The 22,194-nt window shown below is 41.3% G+C and carries 19 protein-coding genes and 1 pseudogene; 11 read left to right on the top strand and 9 right to left on the bottom strand.

Annotated features, from left to right (window positions below):
- The first annotated feature begins 299 nt into the window (after positions 1-299).
- Positions 300-1,466, top strand: a complete 1,167-nt coding sequence (gene cas6, locus IQ244_RS28285) for a CRISPR-associated endoribonuclease Cas6 (RefSeq protein WP_193900020.1) — start codon at positions 300-302, stop codon at positions 1,464-1,466.
- Positions 1,467-2,011: 545 nt separating this feature from the next.
- Complete coding sequence (locus IQ244_RS28280; protein WP_193900019.1) at positions 2,012-3,040, top strand: YeiH family protein; 1,029 nt, start codon at positions 2,012-2,014, stop codon at positions 3,038-3,040.
- Between the two features lie 2 nt (positions 3,041-3,042).
- Here the strand turns inward: IQ244_RS28280 and IQ244_RS28275 are convergent, their stop codons facing one another.
- Complete coding sequence (locus tag IQ244_RS28275) at positions 3,043-3,240, bottom strand: DUF2811 domain-containing protein (RefSeq protein WP_193900018.1); 198 nt, start codon at positions 3,238-3,240, stop codon at positions 3,043-3,045.
- Positions 3,241-3,773: 533 nt separating this feature from the next.
- On the opposite strand from IQ244_RS28275, the gene IQ244_RS28270 reads away from it, so the two are divergent.
- Positions 3,774-4,979 (top strand): FAD-dependent monooxygenase, encoded by a 1,206-nt coding sequence (locus tag IQ244_RS28270; protein ID WP_322746115.1) that lies wholly within the window; start codon positions 3,774-3,776, stop codon positions 4,977-4,979.
- Between the two features lie 92 nt (positions 4,980-5,071).
- Here IQ244_RS28270 and IQ244_RS28265 read toward each other — a convergent pair whose 3' ends face one another.
- The gene (locus IQ244_RS28265; RefSeq protein ID WP_228059209.1) at positions 5,072-6,052 is read right to left on the bottom strand and encodes an aldo/keto reductase family protein; all 981 of its coding nucleotides are present in this window, start codon (positions 6,050-6,052) and stop codon (positions 5,072-5,074) included.
- Positions 6,053-6,255: 203 nt separating this feature from the next.
- On the opposite strand from IQ244_RS28265, the gene IQ244_RS28260 reads away from it, so the two are divergent.
- On the top strand, positions 6,256-6,546 hold the full coding sequence (locus IQ244_RS28260; protein ID WP_193900017.1) for an HNH endonuclease: 291 nt from the start codon (positions 6,256-6,258) through the stop codon (positions 6,544-6,546).
- Positions 6,547-7,013: 467 nt separating this feature from the next.
- Positions 7,014-7,274 (top strand): hypothetical protein, encoded by a 261-nt coding sequence (locus tag IQ244_RS32770; RefSeq protein WP_228059208.1) that lies wholly within the window; start codon positions 7,014-7,016, stop codon positions 7,272-7,274.
- A gap of 208 nt (positions 7,275-7,482) precedes the next feature.
- Here IQ244_RS32770 and IQ244_RS28255 read toward each other — a convergent pair whose 3' ends face one another.
- A complete protein-coding gene (locus IQ244_RS28255) occupies positions 7,483-8,277 on the bottom strand; it encodes a hypothetical protein (protein WP_193900016.1) in 795 nt (264 codons plus the stop codon).
- Positions 8,278-8,907: 630 nt separating this feature from the next.
- On the opposite strand from IQ244_RS28255, the gene IQ244_RS28250 reads away from it, so the two are divergent.
- The gene (locus IQ244_RS28250; RefSeq protein WP_193900015.1) at positions 8,908-11,127 is read left to right on the top strand and encodes an AAA family ATPase; all 2,220 of its coding nucleotides are present in this window, start codon (positions 8,908-8,910) and stop codon (positions 11,125-11,127) included.
- Between the two features lie 124 nt (positions 11,128-11,251).
- Positions 11,252-11,461, top strand: a complete 210-nt coding sequence (locus IQ244_RS28245) for a hypothetical protein (RefSeq protein WP_193900014.1) — start codon at positions 11,252-11,254, stop codon at positions 11,459-11,461.
- An 82-nt stretch (positions 11,462-11,543) separates the two neighbouring features.
- On the opposite strand, the gene IQ244_RS28240 is transcribed toward IQ244_RS28245, so the two are convergent.
- Complete coding sequence (locus IQ244_RS28240) at positions 11,544-12,464, bottom strand: ParB/RepB/Spo0J family partition protein (protein WP_193900013.1); 921 nt, start codon at positions 12,462-12,464, stop codon at positions 11,544-11,546.
- On the bottom strand, positions 12,457-13,101 hold the full coding sequence (locus IQ244_RS28235) for an AAA family ATPase (protein ID WP_193900012.1): 645 nt from the start codon (positions 13,099-13,101) through the stop codon (positions 12,457-12,459). Before IQ244_RS28235 ends, IQ244_RS28240 begins: the two co-directional genes overlap by 8 nt.
- A 413-nt stretch (positions 13,102-13,514) precedes the next feature.
- Here IQ244_RS28235 and IQ244_RS28230 point away from each other — a divergent pair, with 413 nt between their 5' ends.
- On the top strand, positions 13,515-14,456 hold the full coding sequence (locus tag IQ244_RS28230; protein ID WP_193900011.1) for a ParM/StbA family protein: 942 nt from the start codon (positions 13,515-13,517) through the stop codon (positions 14,454-14,456).
- Positions 14,457-14,476: 20 nt separating this feature from the next.
- Positions 14,477-14,782, top strand: a complete 306-nt coding sequence (locus tag IQ244_RS28225) for a hypothetical protein (RefSeq protein ID WP_193900010.1) — start codon at positions 14,477-14,479, stop codon at positions 14,780-14,782.
- Positions 14,783-14,829: 47 nt separating this feature from the next.
- Here the strand turns inward: IQ244_RS28225 and IQ244_RS28220 are convergent, their stop codons facing one another.
- On the bottom strand, positions 14,830-15,672 hold the full coding sequence (locus IQ244_RS28220) for an SWIM zinc finger family protein (protein ID WP_193900009.1): 843 nt from the start codon (positions 15,670-15,672) through the stop codon (positions 14,830-14,832).
- Between the two features lie 5 nt (positions 15,673-15,677).
- Positions 15,678-18,857, bottom strand: a complete 3,180-nt coding sequence (locus IQ244_RS28215) for a DEAD/DEAH box helicase (RefSeq protein ID WP_193900008.1) — start codon at positions 18,855-18,857, stop codon at positions 15,678-15,680.
- Positions 18,858-19,103: 246 nt separating this feature from the next.
- Between IQ244_RS28215 and IQ244_RS28210 the strand changes: the two are divergent.
- Positions 19,104-20,336: pseudogene (locus IQ244_RS28210) on the top strand (ATP-dependent DNA helicase); the annotation flags it as partial.
- Positions 20,337-20,413: 77 nt separating this feature from the next.
- Positions 20,414-20,644, top strand: a complete 231-nt coding sequence (locus tag IQ244_RS28205) for a hypothetical protein (protein WP_228059207.1) — start codon at positions 20,414-20,416, stop codon at positions 20,642-20,644.
- Positions 20,645-20,661: 17 nt separating this feature from the next.
- On the opposite strand, the gene IQ244_RS28200 is transcribed toward IQ244_RS28205, so the two are convergent.
- Together IQ244_RS28200 and IQ244_RS28195 are read right to left on the bottom strand one after the other, a co-directional pair.
- Complete coding sequence (locus tag IQ244_RS28200; protein ID WP_193900006.1) at positions 20,662-21,081, bottom strand: acyl-CoA thioesterase; 420 nt, start codon at positions 21,079-21,081, stop codon at positions 20,662-20,664.
- A gap of 222 nt (positions 21,082-21,303) precedes the next feature.
- Positions 21,304-21,756, bottom strand: coding sequence for a (2Fe-2S) ferredoxin domain-containing protein (locus IQ244_RS28195; protein ID WP_193900005.1), 453 nt, complete (start codon positions 21,754-21,756; stop codon positions 21,304-21,306).
- Between the last annotated feature and the right edge of the window lie 438 nt (positions 21,757-22,194).

Below are 22,194 nucleotides of genomic sequence, written 5' to 3'. Positions count from 1 at the left end.
CTGAACCTGATGATGAACTGAGTCTTTGGTAGCTTTAGGATTTGCTAAAGCCGGATGCTTGGTTAACTTGCTTGTCCGGTTTGTCGGGGGGAAAGGGGTAGCAATATCCCTGCCCTACCCATTAAACTAGCGTCGGGTTTCATCATGGCAAGTTTATCGAGTGCGTTTCCAAACCTCATTGCCCCTGCTAAACTCAGCGATCACTCAATTCACCTTCCTCTGTTGTGCGTACTGAATTTTCCCCAAAAGGGGATAGAAATCGTCTAAAATATTCAACATTCTCCGACTCAACCCAAACGATGCCCAGAGCAGCCACAGCCCCCAAGCGTAAGCCCAGAGTCAAACCAACACCGAAAGACTCAGTGCCGACATGGGCAGATGAGACTGAATTAGTAGGCTTAGTGTTTGATTTGGAGGCAACGGCAACGGCTTCTCTTTACTCGCAATACACGATTGGACTCCATGCTTGGTTTCTCGACCAAGTGCGACAAGTTGACCCCGATTTATCTGCCTACCTCCACGATGGAGAGTCAGAAAAAGCCTTTACTATTTCCGCATTGGAAGGTCAACTGCTCCCTAGCGGCAAGCAACTGAAACTAGTCGCTAACCAAATCTATCAATGGCATATCAATGCGCTATCTAAACGAGTGGCATTGTTCCTCAAGCAGTGGTTAACCAATTTACCAAAAGTTATCGATTTGAGAGGGGCATCACTGCAAATCAAACAGGTGAGTATCGCTCATGCTCCAACCACATATTCACAATTACTGAGATCGCCAATTGAAAAATCAGTAGTAGACCTGAGTTTTGTTTCACCAACCAGCTTTCGGCGCAAGGGACATCATTTCCCCCTGCCAGTGCCAGAGAATTTATTCCACAGCTATCTACGGCGGTGGAATGACTTTTCGCAGCAGCCTGTAGAACAAGAAACATTCCTGAACTGGATTGATGAAAGTGTGATTATTTATCAGCACCGTTTGGAATCAACCAAAGTGGCAGCAGGCAAGCAAGGGTCGGTCACTGGTTTTACTGGAGCCATATCCTTGGGTTTGGGCAGGGCAGCTTTGGCAAATACTGAATTTACCCAGCTATTCTACACTTTGCTCAAGTTTGCTCCCTACTGCGGGACAGGGCATAAGACAACTTTCGGCTTGGGACAGACACGTTCTGGCTGGTTAGTAGAGCAAAAGGCAGCTACAGCCGAGCAGTTGATTACTGATATGCTGGCGCAAAGGATTGAAGAACTCACAGAAATATTTACTGACCAGCGTAAGCGAAAAGGTGGTGAGCGCACAGACAGGATTGCCGTGACGTGGGCGACTGTACTGGCCCGTCGAGAACATGGGGATTCTTTAGCGGCGATCGCGCTTGATTTGGAAATGAAACCTGAGACGGTGAAAACTTACGTCAAGTTGGCTCGAAAAGCTCTCAAGGGGGCTGATGAGGGGGCTATGGAGAATCGTTAGTGATGGGCTTGGGCTACAAGTTCTGGAGTGAGATTGCCCAGCCATCCAATCAGCTTGAACGCAAATCTAAAGACATTGATCACAAATCATTAGAGCAACAGCAGTGAATATTTTCTTGTTTTTCACTACCCACTCGTTGCGTTAAAAAATCATTGTCATCTAAAACGTCCAGGAGACCCCCACCGTACTTATACTCAGATCAGTGGTGGGTAGTTTACTGTAGTGCCATTCGACTATCAACTGGTTACCCAGATAGTATAAGTTTTTGCTTTCCAAACACTTATAAGGATATAAGGATGTGGAGTCTGAAAAAAAATTAAAGAACAATTAATCTAACCATACTTGCAATTTAAAAATCTTCCTTTATAGTCAGCCCCGGCAAGTTTTTTCGTTGTCACTGGTGATAATGCCAGAACTCCCGTTTATCAGGTGTATCAGCTTCTTTAAACGAGATTTTCTATTAACAAGCTCCTGAAGCTGATGAAGTTGCTGAAATCATAGCCCAAAATGACGATTTGGATTTTATCTAAACCAACCCACTCCTTATGAAGTCCATCAACCTCAACGCATCACAATTGCCTAGTACTATGCTTCGTTTATGGCCGGGACTATTGCTAACATCTGGATTAGCTTTCCTCGCCACCAGCTTGCAAAAACTGCCTGGGATTAATATTCTCAGTCCACTCATTCTTGCTGTTGTCTTGGGTGTATTGCTCAGAAATACTATCGGGACAGCGGACATTTACCGTCCAGGAATCACTTTTTCCTTGAAGCGCATTCTGCGACTTGCGATTATTTTATTGGGCTTGCAATTAAGTTTGGCGCAAGTGCTTGACATTGGCCCCATCGGACTGGCGATCGTAGTCGTAACGCTCGTGAGTACGTTTATTTTTACCTGCTCTTTAGGCAGTTACCTGGGAGTAGAGCAGAAACTTACCCGGTTAGTGGCTGCGGGAACCTCAATTTGTGGGGCTTCAGCAGTTGTTGCTACCAGCAGTGTCGTTAAGAGTTCTGATGAAGATGTGACCTATGCTGTGGCGATCATCACAGTATTCGGTACACTGTCTATGTTGCTGTATCCTGTACTGGATATGATGGGGCTAGACCTGACATCCACAGGATTCGGTTTGTGGTGTGGTGCATCTATCCACGAAGTCGCCCAGGTGGTAGCGGCTGCATTTCAGATGGGGGAAGCTACTGGCGAGATTGCGACAATTTCTAAGCTATCACGGGTGATGTTTCTCGTGCCGATGCTTTTAGGAATGGGCTTTATGTCTATCTCTAGCCACAAACAATCTAAGGCAATGCAATTAAGTAAATTGCCTATTCCTTGGTTTGTGTTCGGTTTTGTAGCTCTAATTGTACTTAATAGCTTTTCATTGTTTCCAGTGGCGATTAAAGACTGGATTATTCAAGGGAATAAGTTTTTACTCACCATTGCCTTAGCAGCGATGGGTTTAGAAACTAACCTGCTCAAAATCAGAGAAACAGGACTAAAACCTTTTTATCTAGGGGCTGCTTCTTGGCTATTTATCTCAGGTTTAAGTTTTGGGTTAGTGAAGTTGTTATATTGACTTTAATCACGACGGAACAAAGTCTCCAGATAAACTTGCGCCACTCGCCGGTCGCCATCAGCATTTTGTAGCAGAAACAGTGAGACAGCAGCGGTCAATACGCGGTTCTCATCCCAACCAGGGTGCTGTTGTAAGTAGTCTTTAAGACACTCATGTAGAGTTTCGGGAATTTCGGTGAAAATGCTAACGGTTGTATTCATACGGCGTAGGCAAATGGCAGGCGATGAGATAACTAGCTTTTACTACTGAGAGCGTTAACTGTTTCAACGTCGTCAAACGACTACTGAACAACTTGTAATTGAGTTTGAGCGATTTTATACAAATGCTTCTCAAAGTTCGGTAGACGATTAAAGCTAGTCGAATTATTGTGCGGCCAGAGGAGGTAGGTTTGTCAATGCTACGAAATATTAAGCCCAAGTACAGAAAGAATCAAGATTTACAGCAGAATCAGGTTTAGAGAGATGTTTTCGTTGCTTTGCTTAATAAAAACTCAGTAACCTTTATGATTGAACAGGAGAAGATAAAATCCCCAGCCATGCAACCAAAGCCTATGAACCTGTCGAGTGTCTGTGGAAAAGCACCAAAATACCTGTGGAAAAGCTGTGGAATGAGTGCGGAAAAGTTGGGCTAATGATAAGAATTGCAAAAAACAACAGAAACTGTAGACTGGGGTAAGATGTGAAACTTTTAACTGTTTGAGGTAATAGGAGAGTTATTCAGCTTTCAGAATAAAATGATGTCTCAAGTTGTGATTGTTGGGGCAGGGCCTACTGGGGCAACATTGGCAGTTTTATTTGCCAAACGTGGCATTGAAGTTAAATTAGTGGAAGCATCGCAGAACTTCCACCGGATTTTTCGCGGTGAAGGGTTGATGCCAAGTGGATTAGATGCCCTCGCACAAATGGGACTGTTGCCTATTTTGGAAAGTATTCCTCATCGTGCTTTAGATGCTTGGGAGTTTTTCATCGACAATCGGTTTTTGTTTCGCGCCCAGGAACCATTTCAAACTGGTGAGAGGCCAACAACGCTTGTCTCACAGCCATCTCTACTGGAAGCTCTTATCGCCGAAGCAAGCAACTATTCTAATTTTGAGTTCATACAGGGTGTGACTGTAAAAGACTTGTTATGGAATGAGCAACGTGTGGGAGGTGTAAAACTAAGTGATGAGCGCAATATTGATGCTGATTTAGTTATCGGTGCAGATGGTCGCAATTCTCTTGTTAGACAACGAGCGAATTTACCTTTGGAGCATTATTCTAAAACTTTTGATGTTCTCTGGTTCAAATTAGCCAGTAGTCCTGATTCTGGACTGAAGAATATATTTTATTCAGTTGTTAGTGGTACTCATGCGTTTGGTTTGTTCCAAGGAGCAGAAGGCAATCTGCAATTAGGTTGGTCGCTGGGTGAGGGTTCTGGCAGTGATTGGCGGCAAGTTGATTGGCCTGCGATGCTAGTGTCAGTATCGCCTCCTGGTATAGCAGAACATATAAAACAAAATCAGCACACCATTGAGCGACCAGTGCTGTTATCGGTGGTAGTCGGGCGTTGTCCGCGCTGGTACGTGCCAGGATTATTACTTTTGGGAGATGCGGCTCATCCCATGTCCCCCATCCGCGCCCAGGGGATCAATATGGCTTTACGAGATGTGATTATTGCCGCCAACTATCTAGTTCCAATCTTGCTTTCAACGAAGTTGCAGCAGTCCAGTATTGATGCAGTTTTACCTCAGATTCAAGCACAAAGGGAGCCAGAGATTGTTCGCGTACAGCGACTTCAAGCTCAAGAAGCAGGGCAAGCTGAACTATTAGGCAAAAGTGCATTCCTGCGATGGGCAGTAAGTAAGCTACCGCCCGTGCTGCATCAAATTATTCGCCAGTCTTGGCTTTTGCGGCAAATTCAGTTGCGTCAAGGAATTAAACCGTTAGAGTTAACTGTTTAGTTATCCAGTGATTTTAATTGTGTACGCTCAATTACACTCATAAGATACATTTCCAATTTTCTTATTGAGGTAAAACAACAAAAAGCATTTTCTCATCTTTGAACAACAGATTCTAGTATTTGGTCAATTGCTCGGAGTACATCCGCATCTAGGTTTACGCCTGATGCTGCTGCATTATCAACCACTTGTTCTGGACGACTAGCACCGATAATTGCTGAGGATACACGCTCATATCGTAATACCCATGCCAGAGCTAATTGTGCCATACTCAATCCCAAATCTTGAGCAATCGGTTTGAGTTGCTGTACTGTTGTTAGCGTGCGTTCGTTAAATAATTCATCCAGTAAAAATGAATTCATTTTTTCATTAGCTGCACGAGAATCTTGAGGTGGGGCTTGTCCTGGCTGGTATTTGCCTGTGAGTACACCCTGCGCTAATGGCGACCAAACAATCTGACCAATGCCATTGGCTGCACATAATGGGAACACCTGTGCTTCTGGTTTACGCCACAGCATAGAATACTGTGGCTGGCTAGAAACAAAGCGTTCTACATCAGCCATATCTAGCGCGGCTTGAATTTGTTCTGGCTTCCACTCGCTAAAGCCGATGTAACGAGCTTTTCCTTGGCGCACTACCTCTGTAAGTGCTGCCATTGTTTCTTCCAAAGGTGTATTTGAATCGTAGCGATGGCATTGATACAGGTCAACGTAATCGGTATTTAATCGCTTTAAGGAAGCATCAATTTGTTTTCTAATCTGGGCTGCTGACAGTCCTCGGTCAGTGGCTGACATCGGAAAGAAAACTTTTGTTGCTAGGACATAGGAAGAGCGTTCAATCCCTTGCAGTACTTCTCCTAAAAAAGACTCTGCTCCTCCCTGAGCGTAGACATTTGCCGTGTCAATAAAGTTAATTCCCACATCAAAAGCTTTGTGTATGCAAGCCTGTGCATTTTGTTGCTCTACACCTCCTCCATAAGTCAGCCAGGAACCTAGGCTGATTTCAGAAACGCGCAACTCACTGTTTCCTAATTGCCTGTATCTCATCGTTATTTCGCGTTTGGTTGCTGAAATCATCTTCCTTTTTCTCCCAGAAGCTATCTTGAACGTATTTACCAACTTTGTCTCAAGCTACTAGAGCTTTCCTCATTCAAATTGCAGATATTTTGTCTGTCTAAGTACTTTTAGGCGAAATTGCTGTTGAATTAAGTTAGTTTTGCGGTAAGCTTTTTTGATTAATCAATGATTTACCAGTCTCATCAGTCACTCAAAACATCGTTATGAGTCAGGATGTCTACCCACATAATTGGAAACAAATTGCCACAGCACTCAAAGATGCTTGTAATTGGCGTTGTACGAAGTGCGGTAGGCTATGCTTGCGTGCCGGGGAAAAAGCACCTCATTTAACCCTTGCTCAACGCAAAGCCTATACATTGCAAGTACATCACTGGAACAGAGATCCGTCTGACAATCGCCGCGAAAACTTAGTTTGCCTGTGTAGTGGCTGTCACCTTTACTATCACCGCTTTGGACGTGGTAACGTTTCGCCTGGGCAGTTGCCATTGTTTTAGAAAAAAGTTTATTAATTAATTAGCAGCCAGAGTTTAGTGATGTGCGAGCGCACTCTCCAACAGGGCAAACGCATCTAAATTACTCTTGATCAAAACGAAGGTTAAGAACCAACGAAAAAATAAGGATTTCGCGCTTGATTATTTTTAAAGCCCCAAAGCGATGCCTGCGGCGGGCTACGCCAACGCCTAAATTTTTCGCAATAAGCAAGAGTTAATGACATTGTTTTTAGCTCTATTGAGAATAGACTTTGCTTATTGACATGATGTGGCCGCCCGGCACTCTCCAAAGATAGCAAAGTGCTAATTACTAAGTGTTAAGTAGTGACCTGGAACTGTTCACTAATAACTAATAACTGTTGAGTGCTAAGTATAAACTTGTCGTTTCAAGAATATAACTGTCAGATTTTCTAAATCTCCTGCTAATTTTGGCTTCTAGATTATTCACTTTTTAGAGTTCACACCAACTAATGGCAAGTAAAGAAATTTTCGTCAAAGAGTACACTGTCCGAGCGCACAAACGTCAGATCCACACGCGCACATTCAACTTCGTCTGTAAACAGTGCGAACAAACAACTTCTCGTGAGACGTATGGCCCACGCCCTCTGTACTGCGAAACCTGTCGTCCTCCAGGGCCGCCTAAGAAATCCTCTGTGGCTACACCTGCTAAGAAAGGTAAGCCCAGGGCTAAGGTTTATAAAAGTGATGTTGATTTTCAAAAGTCTTCGTGAGGCGATCGCTGCCGCAGCAAATAAAATGCTTCTGGATGAGATCACCAGAAGCATTCAGTATATTTCACTTGGCAATTGAATTGATTCCGAGAACAATTGTACTACTAGATAGGTGTTTTGTTAACCCGTAGCGATGCCTTCTCTTTGGGAGATGCTAACCGCGTAGCTTACTTCTCCGTAGGAGTACGGCAACCCTAAGAGGGAACGCCTACTCAATTTTCCAGCCATCGAACAAGTTGGGCTGATCTACACCGTACTGTCTTTGCACTAACCGCCGCAGTTCTGCTACAGAATTGGCCGACTTCATCAGTATTAGTATTGATGTAATGTGCGGCGACAATCTCTGTTTCGTTGTCTCCTCAAGCAACTGATGTATTTTGTGCTTTCTGCGGCCATTAGGTAGTACAGGGTTGACTTGATCAAGTTTAAGTTTTTCCTCTGGGGTCATCCAGCTATAGACAAACTCCCAATAGTACAAACCATTGCGAATGTTATTTTTGTGCAGCTTGGTAATCCTTGCCAAGTTTTCTTCAAACTCTGTTTCAAACATTCGCGTCCACGGCTGGGGCGTTCCCAGAATGCGGCTGAGTTCTTGCCTTTGCTTACGGGATGACTGATATTGTTCTGGTAGCCAACCTGTTTTAGCTTGAATGAAACTGTTGATTCCAATTGCCCCAATTGCATCCAAGGCTTTTGCGGCTTCTGCTCTGCCTTTCTTTTCGTAATAGCGCAGAATCCCCCAGCAAACTTGAGCTTTAATCGGTGTGGTTTCTCCCCCTTTAACTGCGGTTTTTTTAGTCAGGTATAAGTCTTTCTCTACAAGGTTTTGAAGCCAATTGGGGGCTGTATTTTTAGTCAGGTTTTCTAACAAATTTTGTATGGCTCTAAGTCCAACCCCACACAGCCGCGACAGTCCCCTTTGGCTCATCCCTGATTCACCAGTGCTGGCAATGGTGAAATATTCTACACCATCTATTTCTTGGCGCAAGATATCGTCAGACATATTGGTTTGTCCTTAAAACTCGTGATTGTGCGTAGTCGAATTTTTGAAACTTGAACGGTAGCTAACCCGTTTTCTGCTGTTTAAAGTGAAGCGTGTCGATCAACGATTGATTCAGTTCAGTAATCCACCATGCAAACTTTTCGCACGGTGGATTACTAGCTGTGTGAGATTAGCTTTGTTTGCTGTAGACTCTTTTAGCAAAGGCGGAACAGCTTAGACGCGAACATGGGGCAGCAATGTCTGTGCTACGAATAGTCAACGGTGAGGAAGAATATTCGCTAACAACCCAGATCAACTTTGTGCCGATGATTAATTGTCGATTGATTGCATAGATAGTCATTGGACTTGTCCTTGTTTGAAGCGAGGCAACTACAATTGGTCAAATCCGTTTAGCGAAGCGAGAACAAGCATGAAGAGTTTTAGTTCTAGCAGTTGGCTTTAAGTTTAATAACCCTTAAGTCAATGCAAAGGCAAGTACTCATGTTTCGCTTTGGTTTGAGGTGCTGGGCAACAAAACACGGATATACGTCATGATGCTTCCAAATGTCAGGCTAATCATCGCAGTTACGTTAAAATTACAACCAAGGATTTACTACGATTGATTAAACCTAGATGGTTACTGAATAAGAGATGGACTTATTTGACCAACATCTCAAAAAAATCGAAGAAACTGAAGCACCACTAGCGTCAAGGATGCGTCCTTTGACACTAGATGAATTTGTTGGTCAAGATTATATTATTGGACCTGGCAGACTATTACGACGCGCCATTAGTTTAGACCAACTATCGTCAATAATTTTCTACGGCCCACCAGGGACAGGAAAAACGACATTAGCAAAAGTGATAGCGAATACAACGAGCGCTCATTTTATTGCTATCAACGCAGTATTGTCAGGAGTCAAAGAAATTCGTGCTGCGATAGAAACAGCGCAACAACAGCGAAAAATGTACTCTTCACGGACAATTTTGTTTGTGGATGAAGTTCATCGTTTTAACAAGTCCCAGCAAGATGCGTTGTTGCCTTGGGTAGAGAACGGCACAGTAATTTTAATTGGTGCTACTACAGAAAATCCATACTTTGAAGTAAATAAAGCATTAGTAAGCCGTTCGCGAATTTTCCAACTGAAGCAATTAAATGAGCAAGATTTGTACAAAATTGTTCAGCAAACGCTAACTAACAGCGAACGCGGCTATGGAAAGTTATTAGTAGAAATTGAGGATAAAGCGTTAGAACATTTGGTAAATATTGCCAATGGTGATGCGCGTTCATTACTGAATGCGTTGGAATTAGCTGTGGAGACAACGCCAGCCAACGCACAAGGAATTATACATATTAGTTTGGCAGTAGCAGAAGAATCGATTCAACAGCGTGCAGTCTTGTATGACAAAGAAGGTGATGTCCACTTTGATACAATCAGCGCGTTTATCAAAAGCTTACGCGGTTCTGACCCGGATGCTGCCTTGTACTGGTTGGCGAAAATGGTGTATGCCGGGGAAGACCCCAGGTTTATATTTCGTCGGATGTTGATTCTGGCAAGTGAAGATGTAGGGTTAGCTGACCCCAACGCGATTGTCGTTGTCAATGCTTGCAATGAAGCTTATGACAGAGTAGGGATGCCGGAAGGACGTTATCATTTAGCACAAGCAGCACTGTATTTAGCAACTGCGCCGAAGTCAAACAGCGTTATGGGCTTTTTTGATGCCCTAGCATCAGTAGAGCAAGAAACAGAAAAAGAAGTACCTAATCAGTTGAAGGATGGGAATCGAGATAAGAAAGGGTTTGGACATGGGCAAGGTTATCTTTACCCTCACGCTTACCGAGATCACTGGGTAGCACAACAATATTTACCAGCTAGTCTGCAAGGGCAAGTATTTTATCAACCATCAGCCCAAGGCAAAGAAAAAGAAATTAGCACCCAAGTATTGCGTCGCCGCGAAGCCCAACTAGCTGCACTGATGGAAGGTAGCACTGTTACACCATTAGAGATCCTGACCTATGGAAGTAGCGATCGCTCTAGTGAGCGTTGGTTGCAGCGAACACTTTCACTCTTTGGTACACAGTTAGCAACCGTTAGAGAACGGATTTTTGATTTAGCCCAATTGCAGCGGCATCATTTAGTGTTAGATATTAACGCTGGCACAGGTTTACTGACTTGGGAGGCGATTCGGCAAGTACCCGAAGGTGGAGTATATGCTTGTGTTCGCACAAATACTGATGCGAATGCGCTACAAGAGCAAGCATCAGCCCTACCAGAACTGATGCGTCCGGTGATTCTGACGGAGCCAATCTCTCGATTGTCTGAGGTATTGGCTTATAAGGCAGCAAATGTGCAGTTCGATTGCATCATAGGACGCAATGCCTTGATGACGGAGCCTGAAAAATTACAAGCAGCCCAAATCTTAGCTCAACTAATACCGTCCGGGGGAAAGCTGGTACTTGCTGAGACTGTACCACGTTACACTCAAAGGTTATATCGCTTACTCCCGGCAAACGCATTAGATGAAAAGTTGTATAAGCGATTAGTTGATGCAGAAGAAGCAATGTACGCTAATCAATCAGACTCTATGCTCAACTGGGATGCTGATGATTTACGTAATGCTTTTGCATCAACCGGGTTAACAGTAGATATGGTAGTTAAACACAATTCAATGCAAATGAACCTCAGTAGTGCTTTTTTGGAGCGTTTGTTTGCTACCAAGGGTATTCGACCGAGCTATGCCGAGCGTCTGGGGGAAAAACTCACAGTGGAAGAATTGGAAAAGCTCAAATTAACCTTTACCCAATATTTGCTGAACCAGACCATTGATTGGCAAAGTGTGATCGTTTTTCTCAAAGCTGATAAAAGTTAAATCTTTACTTGGTATCCAGAGCTTAGGAAATATACTCTTGATATTGCTTGTCAATTACTTGTAGGTACTGAAGCTGCTTCACAAACTAAGTTAGAGCTAGATGTTTCTTGCTGTGGTGCTGTGAGTGCCACAGCAAGAAACTGCACTCCGTTACTTGAAAGCCTCTAAGCAGGATAAAGCTACGGTGCAGCAAGAGGTGAAAAAGAATCAACCCAAACAGCAGCAACCATCTCAACAAGATAAATTAAGTGGAAATAAAAATCCTCATAAACCTCCGCCTAAACCAATAATCAAGAAAAAGCCTCAAGCGAGTGAGAAAATAGTTGGCAATTAGCCAGATATTGCAGGAAGAGCATAACTGGTCTTACTGCCTAAGTATTTTTTGTTAACTAATCTATTGTGTCCTAAGTATCACTCTATTTCAGCAAGTCTTGTATCTGAGAAAGCAGATTATCTAACTTTGCTCGTTTATCTGGATCATTCCAAATATTGGCTTTCTTTAGTTGTTGACCAATCTGGGAATATTTTTTAACATAGCTATTGGGATTTTCCTTCGCATTGACATTCAGTTCTTGAATCTTTTGTTTGATTTGGCTTAAACTCAAATTCTGAACTATAGCTATCTTAAGTAAGTCTCTGCGCTGCTCCTCGTTTTTGATACGAGCGATCGCTCTAGCTTTGGTAAACTCAATTTGGCCTTCTCTTAATGCTTTTAAAATCTCAATAGGCAGATTCAGTAACGGTAAACGGCTTGTACGGAAGGATTCAGCAGAAAATCGACCAATACTAGCAAGAACTGATTCAATAGTTTGAAGCTGGAGGGAAACGTTTTCCTCCAATTCTTGACTACGATTTCTGGCATGATTAGCACGATGTAAGACAGAAGTAACTTCATCATGATTGATGTTGAGTGTAATAGATAGCAGATCGAGAATTGCTTCAGTTTCTTCAACAGGATTTAAATCTTCACGTTGCAAGTTTTCTATCAAAGCCACTTGAAGAGCTTGCCGATCATCAAGTTCTCTACTAATGATAGGAACGTCAGACAAATTAAGTTCTTGTGCTGCTCGGTATCGCCTTTCGCCAGCAACTAGCTCATAAATTCCATTTGCTAGTGGACGAACCAGTAAAGGTTCCAAAATACCATGTTCTTGAACTGATTTAACTAATTGAGCTTGCTTTTTAGGATCAAGATAACGACGTGGTTGTTTGGATGGAAGTTGAATTTGTCCAATTGGTATGGTTTGAGAAGATTGAAGGCTGGCTGGATCAGTAACAAATTTTTGGGCGATAGATGCAGCCAGCCCTTGACTCAGCGGTTGCCTCATTTTAGGCATTCAAAACCTCCAAGGCTTTCTTAAATAATTGTTCAAATTCCCGTCTAGCAGTTCCTGCTGTGGAGCCTGATAAATCAAACACAGTGGCGTTTTGTCCATAGCAGTCGGCAATAACTTGGCGCTGATGAAGTACATCTTCCAAAACAGCAACATTTGGCATCAGTTTTAATACTTCAATCGCTTCATCTTTTAATTTAGTCCCCTTTACTGCTCGATTAACAAACATAACTGCTTTTGGTTCTCCACGACGAATCCTTTGAGCTTGTTGAATTAAACGCACGGTATCAGAAGCACTTTCTAAATCAACACCTGTAGGTTGGCAGGGAACAATTACTAAATCAGCCGTTAAAATTAATGCTCTCGTAGTTTCAGATAAAGCAGCAGGCCCATCAGCAATAATCCAATCGTAACTATCTACCAACTTAGGTAACTCATCTAACAGCGCATCAGGTACTTGAATAATTTGGCAGGGAATATTATTTTCTAAGCGTGCCAGCCATTTAGAAGATGAGCATTGAGCGTCAGCGTCTATAACCAGCACAGCTTTACGTTGTTTTTGTAGCCAACGTGCAAGATGCACGGCAACTGTAGACTTTCCGGCTCCTCCTTTTTGATTGATCACTGCGATGATTGGCATAGCTTAAGTTGAAAAACACATAGTAAAGTTTACGGTAAATTTAGGCTTTTGAAATTTGTACTGCATAAACTTGGTTATGTCCAATTATTTAAGAATCAATAAGATTGAACACTGTCATACAAATAAAACGAGTAAGCCACAAGACAATTGCACTGAATTATTACCACCAAAATTTATTTTTCAAGAACATAACTTAACTCAAATGAAAAAACAGTTGAACAAGCTAAAAAATCCAAAACTACAAATAGGGGTCAAATGGGGGTCATATAACCCCCAAAGATTAAAATTCACAGATGGGGGCTAAATAGGGGTCATATAGGTTACATTTGACTCCCATTTAGGGTACGCTCAAAAAGCACTGATTTTATGCCGCAATTAACATAAATGACTTTTTTGAATTGGAGCAAAGCAAGATGACGAATGTCCACGCACTGCAAAAAATTTTTCCAGCAGGCTTTGACAATGGCTACGGTAGCCTGAAACTTTTAGTCGATGGTTTTGATGTAGTGAGAATCCCCAGCTACATTTCCACAGCAGATATGGAAGATGTTCCAGGGAGAGTGGAATTTGATGGGACAGCATACACAGTTGGAGAATCTGCTTTCCGTGCTGGAGATCATTTCGAGCGCAACACCGATAGCAATGAAAACAAAGTCAAAAATGCTCTGAGAACTTTGTTAGGAGCATTAGCCCATTTGCCACACCGCAAAGCATGGCATTTGAAGTTAGTTGTCAGCTTGCATGATGTCGCTCTAGCAAAAGACTTACAGCAAGTTCTGAATGGAGAATACCAAGCTGTTCTGGCTGGCAAACCCGCCGAGATTAAAGTAGAAGTTCTGAAAGTTGTTCCCGAAGGAATGGGGGCATTGTTTAGCCAAGCACTACCTAAGAAATTAACAGTTTTGGATTTTGGCAATGGCACAACACTGTATTCTCGATACACTCAAGGAAAGCGAGAAGTACATACACCTTACCCGGTAGGCGTAGAAGTCCTCATCGATGAGATTGCCCAAAAAATGAAACATCTCAATGGCGGGAAGCTGGGAGATCCATCGAAAGTACGCTATGCCTTGGAAATGGGACACACCAGATATAACCGAGATATCGATATTAAAGATGTTTACATGGCTTGTTTCAAGGATTGGTATGAGAAGTACTTGAAAAAAGTAGTAGGAATGGCACTGGATGCGAAACACCAAGGCGATGAAATCTGGGCGATTGGTGGTGGTTGTCTATTGCCAGGGTTTAGAAAGTTATTGGAGAAAAATGGATTCAAAGTTCTGGACAATCCGGTAGAAGCCAATGCTACGGGATTACTAGAAATGGCCAAAGCTATGATCAACAAAAATTCTTAAAAAATTAGTAGTACACAGCAATGCTCAATAACCAAGATGATGTCTTAGACAAAGTACGCATTAGAAATAGTTATCGTCCACGCATACTGGCAGAAGCTAAACAATTAGACAAAAGCTATGTGGAAACTATTCATTTCATTATCGATTGCTATTTTGCATTCAAAAAAGGAGTGTTAACTATACAGCAACCAATAGCTTATACGTCCGATTACAACGAAATGGATCTTAATTCGGGAGCATCTCGACAGTCTGTTAGCAATGTATCGACTGGATCTGAACAAGAGGATTCGGGCAATGAAACATTTTCTCTCGATTTTGATTTGTAAATGTAAATTAGCTTATTGTATTGAGAAAGGGATTGCTGCCCAGCGAGTTAAATTAAGTGTTGATTTTTAGTTTTAACACGTTGATAAAGCTCCTCCATAGTTTCGATAAAGGAACTATCTTTTTGCCAGAAAGCAGGGAAGTCTCCTTCCTTCTTAATTAAAATAGCTGAAATGCCACTATCATTTGATGCGTCAATAGTTGATGGTAATCTCTTACTACCAAGCCAAAACTCTCGAAGATTCGGTTTTTGATTCACAGCCCGCTTTTCTATTTTTGTATAAAAAGATTCACTCTTTTGGATGTTAAGCTCTTCGGGTTGCGAAAGAGATGCTGATAGTGCTTTGCTCAAGGGAGAAGCTACTAACTTTGACTGAAGTTCTGTTTTAGATAATCCGCGCAATTCAAACAATAAAAATGGATTGGCATCTAGTTGAGAGGCTACCAGATAATAGACACCAGCAATGTGTTTACAAGGATTAGCATAATCAGGACAAGAGCATTTAGTTTTAAAGTCTTTGCTACTATGAGGTAATAAATGTAAGCCTATTTGGGAAAAAGTCTCTTCAATATTTTCGGGAACTTCATTGAGTAGCAATCGAGAAACAATACTGGCTTTAGAAGCAATCTTGGGAATAGCTTCATTCCAGCGTGTTTTGGGAATAGGTGTAATTTCAATGGTTATGTTATATGTCGGTTCTTTATAAACTCCAAAATATGGATTAACAGAGCCTTTAACTTTAGCAGTAACTTGATTCAGTTCAATCTCAAAACTCTTAACTTTACCACCACGAGCATAAGAACGTCCGCGTTGAAGTCGGTTATCGTCAGTAAAACTTTCTAAGGCTGTAATAAAACGCTCACCCCACCAAGTGCGACTAAATTTAGCCATAATATTCACTCCAAAATAGTAGTTTTATTCAAGGCAATAAGTTGTTTAAAGGCATCATTATCTAATTCAGTCAGCCAAGATTCATCACTACCAACAACCATTGAAGAAAGTTTCTTTTTATCTTCAATCATTTGATCAATACGTTCTTCTAAAGTGCCAATGGCTACAAATTTATGTACAAAAACATTCTTTTTTTGACCAATCCGAAAAGCGCGGTCAGTAGCTTGGTCTTCAACGGCGGGGTTCCACCAACGGTCGAAGTGAAAGACATGATTAGCTTTAGTCAAAGTAATACCAACACCACCTGCCTTGAGAGAAAGCACAAATACAGATGGTTCTGTTTGTGGGTCTTGAAAGTCACTAATCATTTGTTCCCGACGCTGACGAGTAGTACCCCCATGTAAATAGTAAGTATTGCAATGCAGATTGTGCTTGAGACATTTGTCAATTTGTTCGCAAACTTCGGTAAACTGGCTAAATATTAAGAGGCTTTCTCCCTCTGATATTGCTTCATCTACCATTTCAAGCAGACGAGAGAGTTTGTGAGAGCGTTCTGGCAAAAATTCACTTCCATCTTGAAGAAACTGGACTGGATGATTGCAAATTTGCTTCAGTTTCATCAATGTTGAGAGAATTAATCCTTTTCGCTGGATGCCTTGGGCTTGTTGTAATTGTTCTTCGACATCTTTAACTACAACTTCATACAATGATGCTTGTTCTTTAGTGAGATTAGTGAAAAGTTTTTGTTCAACCTTATCAGGCAAGTCACTGATAATCGATTGGTCGGTTTTAACACGCCGCAAAATTAAAGGTTCTACTAATTTCTTTAAAGTAGTTGATTTAATTTTGTCATGATCTTTCTGGATGGGAATCTCAAAAGACTTACGAAACTGAGCTTCTTTCCCTAAATACCCAGGATTGAGAAAGTTAAAAATTGACCATAAATCCAATAAGCGATTTTCTACAGGAGTGCCAGTCAAGGCGAGGCGGTGTTGCGCCGAAAGTTTGAGAATAGCTTTGGTTTGTGTAGCCTTGGGATTCTTGATATTTTGCGCCTCATCGACAACTATGCGTTGCCATTTCACACTACTGAGGAGTTTTTCGTCTTTCCGCACTAGAGTAAAAGAGCTAATAACTATATCGTATTCTTGACAAGCTGCTGGAAAATCAGCAGAGTTTTGTAGGCGATCGCTGCCATGATGCACGAGAGTTTTTAAATGAGGAGCAAATTTAGCAATTTCTTTTTGCCAATTGCCCACAACGGAAGTAGGTGCAATTAGTAAAGTGGGTAAAAGGGATTGTTTTGATTGTTTTTCTTGAACTAAAAGAGCAATGACCTGTACGGACTTTCCCAGTCCCATATCGTCTGCTAAACAGCCATTTAAACCTAATTGTTCAAGATAATGCAGCCAAGCCACCCCACGCTTTTGATATTCTCGCAGAGTACCGTGCAGATTTAACTGTTGTGAAATCGGCTCTAATTGACTTTTATCTTGCAGTTTGGCGATAATCTCTGCTAAAGCATAGTCATATTCAATTTCCCAATCATCTTCAGCCTCGGCAGTACGTTGCATAAACTCCAGCAAAGTCATCTGCGGTTGCTCAAAACCGTGGGATTCCCAAAATTGGAGTAGTTGCTGCATTTTATCGCGGTCTAATTCCATCCATTGACCGCGAAAATGCACTAAGGGAGCCTTAGTATTAACTAGTTGTTCCCATTCCTGTGGTGTAAGATTAGCATCGCCAATGGCTAATTCATATTGATACTCCACCAGTGAATTTAGACCGAAATAGCTTGTGGTTTCACCTTTTGTAGTCGCCAATTTTTTGGTTGAGGCTTTGAGGCGAATTTTAGCGCGACGACGACCAGCAGGAGTGTACCAAGCTGGAACAATAATTTTAAAACCTGAATCTTCTAACACCCAAGCACTTTCCTTGAGGAAGCCAAATGCTTCATCTAAGGTCAGGTGCATTCCAATAGGACACTCTGTTTCTAATCCTTGCCAAAGCTGGGGATACATCCGAGCCGCATAGCCCAGGTTCAACAGTAAATTAGTTTCAAAATCTTGACCATACTGTTTGTGAACACTTGCTTTGGTTTTTTGATTCATGAGCCAGTATTCTGCTAATGCCAGCTTTAAAGAAGGGTCGTGTTTACTAGATACCAAAAATTGAATCTGCCAATTGTCTACATCTTGGGCAGTGGGGGAGTGCAGCTGAAAGCACAGATGGAAGGGTAAGTTAGATTGAGTATGCTGAATTCTGTTTTTCCACGCCAACCACTGTTTGTATTGGAGTAAAGAAGTTTCGGTTTTTAATGGATTATATTTGTTTTGATTCAGACAATAGTAAATCAGAGAATCTGCTATTTTTTTATCAAAAGTGGCTGTGGAGATGGTATCAGTTACTAAATTTTGGAGAAGAGATTCAGAAAAATGTCGTAAGAGTGTTTCTTGATCGAAAAATTCTATTTGTTGCTCTTGATTGTGGCTACCTGCTGTACAAAGGAGCGGCATATACTCAATATATTTGGAAATATTTGCTTCATATTGCTCAGAAATAATTTCCCAAACCGCATATATCTCAAATTGTTTTGAGGAAGGCTGTTTACTTTTATTCTTGCGCGTTTTATCGTTGAGTGCTGTTAAGGGTCGATATTTTAATGCTGGAATATATTGGTCTTTGAAGATGATTTGTCTAAATGCTTGCGTATAATGATACCAGAAGAGTAAATCTGAACCAATTTGAAATTCATTGGCATTATAAAGTGCTAAAAAATGAATATCTTTGAGGAGTCTGACGATATTGATGAATTTTCTGCCTTTAGCCGAGATTACTGTTTCATAGCAAATGACGTTCCAGTATTGGAAATCTTCGTAAGTTTCCGGAAATTCAAACTCTAGATACTTAATTAATTCTGGTGAAGGAATAGGCTGATTATTGACAGTCGGAAGCGCAAAACATTTGCTAGAGATGCGTTCTTTTAATTGTACGGGGGTCTCTTTAAATCCCAGACTCTGCACTAAGAAACTGACTAATTCTTCTTGTGATAAATGTCTAGGATGAATCTGCTGCCGAGTAGGACTTTGTTTAGCTAGAGAAGTTTCTATCCATAGATAAAAAGAACCAGATTGAATAAATTCAGTGCTTTGGTCTGGTATCCAGGTGCCATGAATAACTTGCATCGTGTTAATGCCTCTGGATTTTGCGACGTAAATAGTATTTTAAAATTAATGTATCAAAAATTGTGTGATTTTTTGGCGATTTTGGTTTGTCATTATAAGTGTGATTAAAAATAGTATGAATGTACTAAAATAAACTTACGGCTCGGTTTATAATGATGTGCGGCATTTTTGAACACCAATGTCCACACCTTCAACATCGATTGAACAAGTAAATGCCACCCCGCACTATGAAACAATCACAGGGGTTTTACAACCAGTCGCAAAATCTAACTATCGCCACAACAGCAGCAAGCGGTAGAAAAAGCCGCATATTCACGCATAATGGTATTGACGGGTGGCCCTGGTGTTGGGAAAACGTTCACCACACACACCATCGTTAGCTTGTGGAAGGCGATGGGGAAAACAATCGCGCTGGCAGCACCAACAGGAAGGGCAGCGCAGAGATTATCGGAGATGACAGGCGAGGAAGCCAAGACAATACACCGCTTGCTAGAATTTGACCCAAAAACAATGGGGTTCAAGCGCGACAATTCAAATCCACTGCCCTACACAGCCATAATTGCCGATGAAGCTTCTATGCTCGACCTGTTTCTGGCACATTCACTGTTTAAAGCCGTAGCCGGAGAAGCGCAGTTATTATTAGTCGGTGACATCGACCAGTTACCATCAGTTGGCCCTGGCAAAGTGTTAGCTGACCTGATCAATTCGCTGCAAGTACCAGTAGTCAAGCTAACAATTGTATTCCGTCAAGCCCAGCAGAGCGCAATTGTCACCGCCGCGCATCAAATTAACCAGGGTGATTATCCAAACTTGGAACCGATTAGCGACAATCCTGTGTCAGATTGTCTGTGGCATGGTGGAGGATATGAGCCAGAGCATGGAGTACAGGCAATTTGTGAGTTGATTAGCGATTTTATTCCCCGGCTGGGTTTCAATCCGGCTTATGATGTGCAAGTACTGTGTCCCATGTCGCGGGGTTTGGTGGGAACACGCAACCTGAATATGGTGTTGCAGGGGCTGATCAATCCACCAAGCCCCGATAAAGCAGAGATTGTTAGAGGCGGGATGACTTTGCGGGTAGGAGATCGCATTATTCAGCAAATGAATGACTATGATCGGGAGATTTTTAACGGTGACTTGGGGACTATTTTGAGTATCGATACCGAAGAACAGGAGGTGACAGTTGACTACGGTGGTCGGCCTGTGGTTTACGATTATGCGGATTTGAATGAGATTACGTTGGCATTCGCTGTTTCAATTCATAAAAGTCAAGGTTCAGAGTATCCGGTGGTGATACTGCCACTATATATGCAGCACTATATGATGCTGTCACGTAATCTATTTTATACAGGTTTGACTCGTGCAAGGAAATTAGCCATTGTGGTTGGTTCAAAAAAAGCGATATCTTTGGCTGTGAGGACTACAAATGACCAGCAGCGTTACACAAGATTATGGCAGAGGTTATTGCAGCCGATTTAATCTCACTTAAAAGATAATTTAAAATAATGACCCATAAGTATGAATCATTCACAGAATTTGAAGTCAGGTTAGACGAAATGATTCAAAACCAAAAGCTAAAGCCTGAGTACAAATCTCTGCTTCTAGAAATAGCTGAACTTGGAGAGAAAGCTTATGCTAATGGTCTAATTCTTGGACTAGGATGGAGCGTAGATGATAACAATGTTGTTCTCGATGAATATGAAATAATAAATAGGGGCGGTAATATTTTGTATTTAACTATTTCAGAAACACGAGAGTACATTCAAAATTTATCAAAATTTAATTGAAAATTTAGGATAAGTTACTAAGTCCGGTTATTTGAATTACTTGCTGCTGCTAGAAATTCTTGTAGTGTTCGCAAAGTGCGCTCTGTGGAATCAATAAATACTACTTGAATGCGGGCTTCAACAGCAACTTGTGAATTTCTTTCTTTGATAACCTCAATTGACTGCCAAAAGTTAGCTTGGTAGAGTGATGATTGATTTGATTGATCTAACTTAGTGTTGACAATCACATCCTCCAGAATAATTTCCTTCCGATAATTAACTTCAATCCGAGCCACAACTGGAACAATTTTCTGTTTGATATTTATGTTATGGTGCTTTAACCAATTCCAACGTCCTGTTTCTAAATACTCCAAAACGGTAGCATTATTAACATGACCTAAACTATCGAGATCATTTGGACGTACCTGTAGTTTTAAAGAAACAAGTTCAAAACTCATTCGTTAGAAATTTTTGAATTTAATTTTATTTGGCTAGTTAAAATACTAGTTGACAACATATTTAAATTAATTTTTGATAAAAAAAATACAAATGAGGAAAAAACAAGCATAGCTAATTTAATGCTGAGACTTTTCCGACCTATTGTAGCGTTCACTTGATGATACTTTTATTACAGGTACGGTAGAAAACTTTCTTATTTTCTAAGAAAAATTACCCTGAGATCACTGATTGATGTGTTTGATATAAGAGTAGAGAATTTCACGTTCCCTATGTTCAGAGATAATAAAGCATTGCTGTCCTACTTCATCATGATAAAAAACAACGGCAACACTTTCTTTTGGGCAAACTCCTAAACAACTCGTACTAACAACTCGATATTTTCCCCATAATCCATCTAATTTGAGTCGAGATTTCAGCCATTTCTGTAGTTCTTCGGACGCTGTTGTACCTGAGCTAACTTTGTGATAACTGCCAGAAAATTGCTCGACTGTACACTGAGAACATACTAGTATCAAACCATTCTGCCATTGAGGAACGAAAGTGGGAATGGAACAAATGGGTGTGGGAGTTTCTAACAGGCGATCTTGTAGAGGAAGACTGGGCTGCTCATTATCTAAGAACTGCTGAAAAAGTCGCTTAATTATTTTCAAAATTCGCTTAAGCAGTTTCTTCATGGAGGAATGACTTTGCTATTTCTCTCATAGCATCACCTAAATTAAGTGTTGAGTTTGTTCTAAAAGATCATGATTATATGAAGTTTTTTTAACTCTGTATTGAGAGGTAGTCTATAACTATTACTGATAAGCTCTGGGTCGATTAGCGTTACTAAGACGATATCCCAGGCTTTACAGATTACAAACGATCAGTAGCGACATAAGTAGGTCGTCGTGAATATTTATCGTCAGGATAAAGCAGGAGGCAGGAGGAAAGAGGTTTTTAGCTTATTTAAATTTTTGTAACATAGGTCGGTTTTTTCTCATCGATTTACTTATTCATCTACCTAATAGTAGAAGAGAAGTTTTCCAAGTTTTAAATTTAATTAAAATATTTTTCAAACAAAGTATTGGAAGAAGTCATCTATCCGCAGAATCTTCGTGTCTTTAGACCTGAGA

Source organism: Nostoc sp. LEGE 06077, assembly GCF_015207705.1.
Lineage (GTDB): Bacteria > Cyanobacteriota > Cyanobacteriia > Cyanobacteriales > Nostocaceae > Nostoc_B.
The sequence above is the reverse complement of the archived record's forward strand: the minus strand, read 5'-3'. Positions and strand labels throughout refer to the sequence as shown.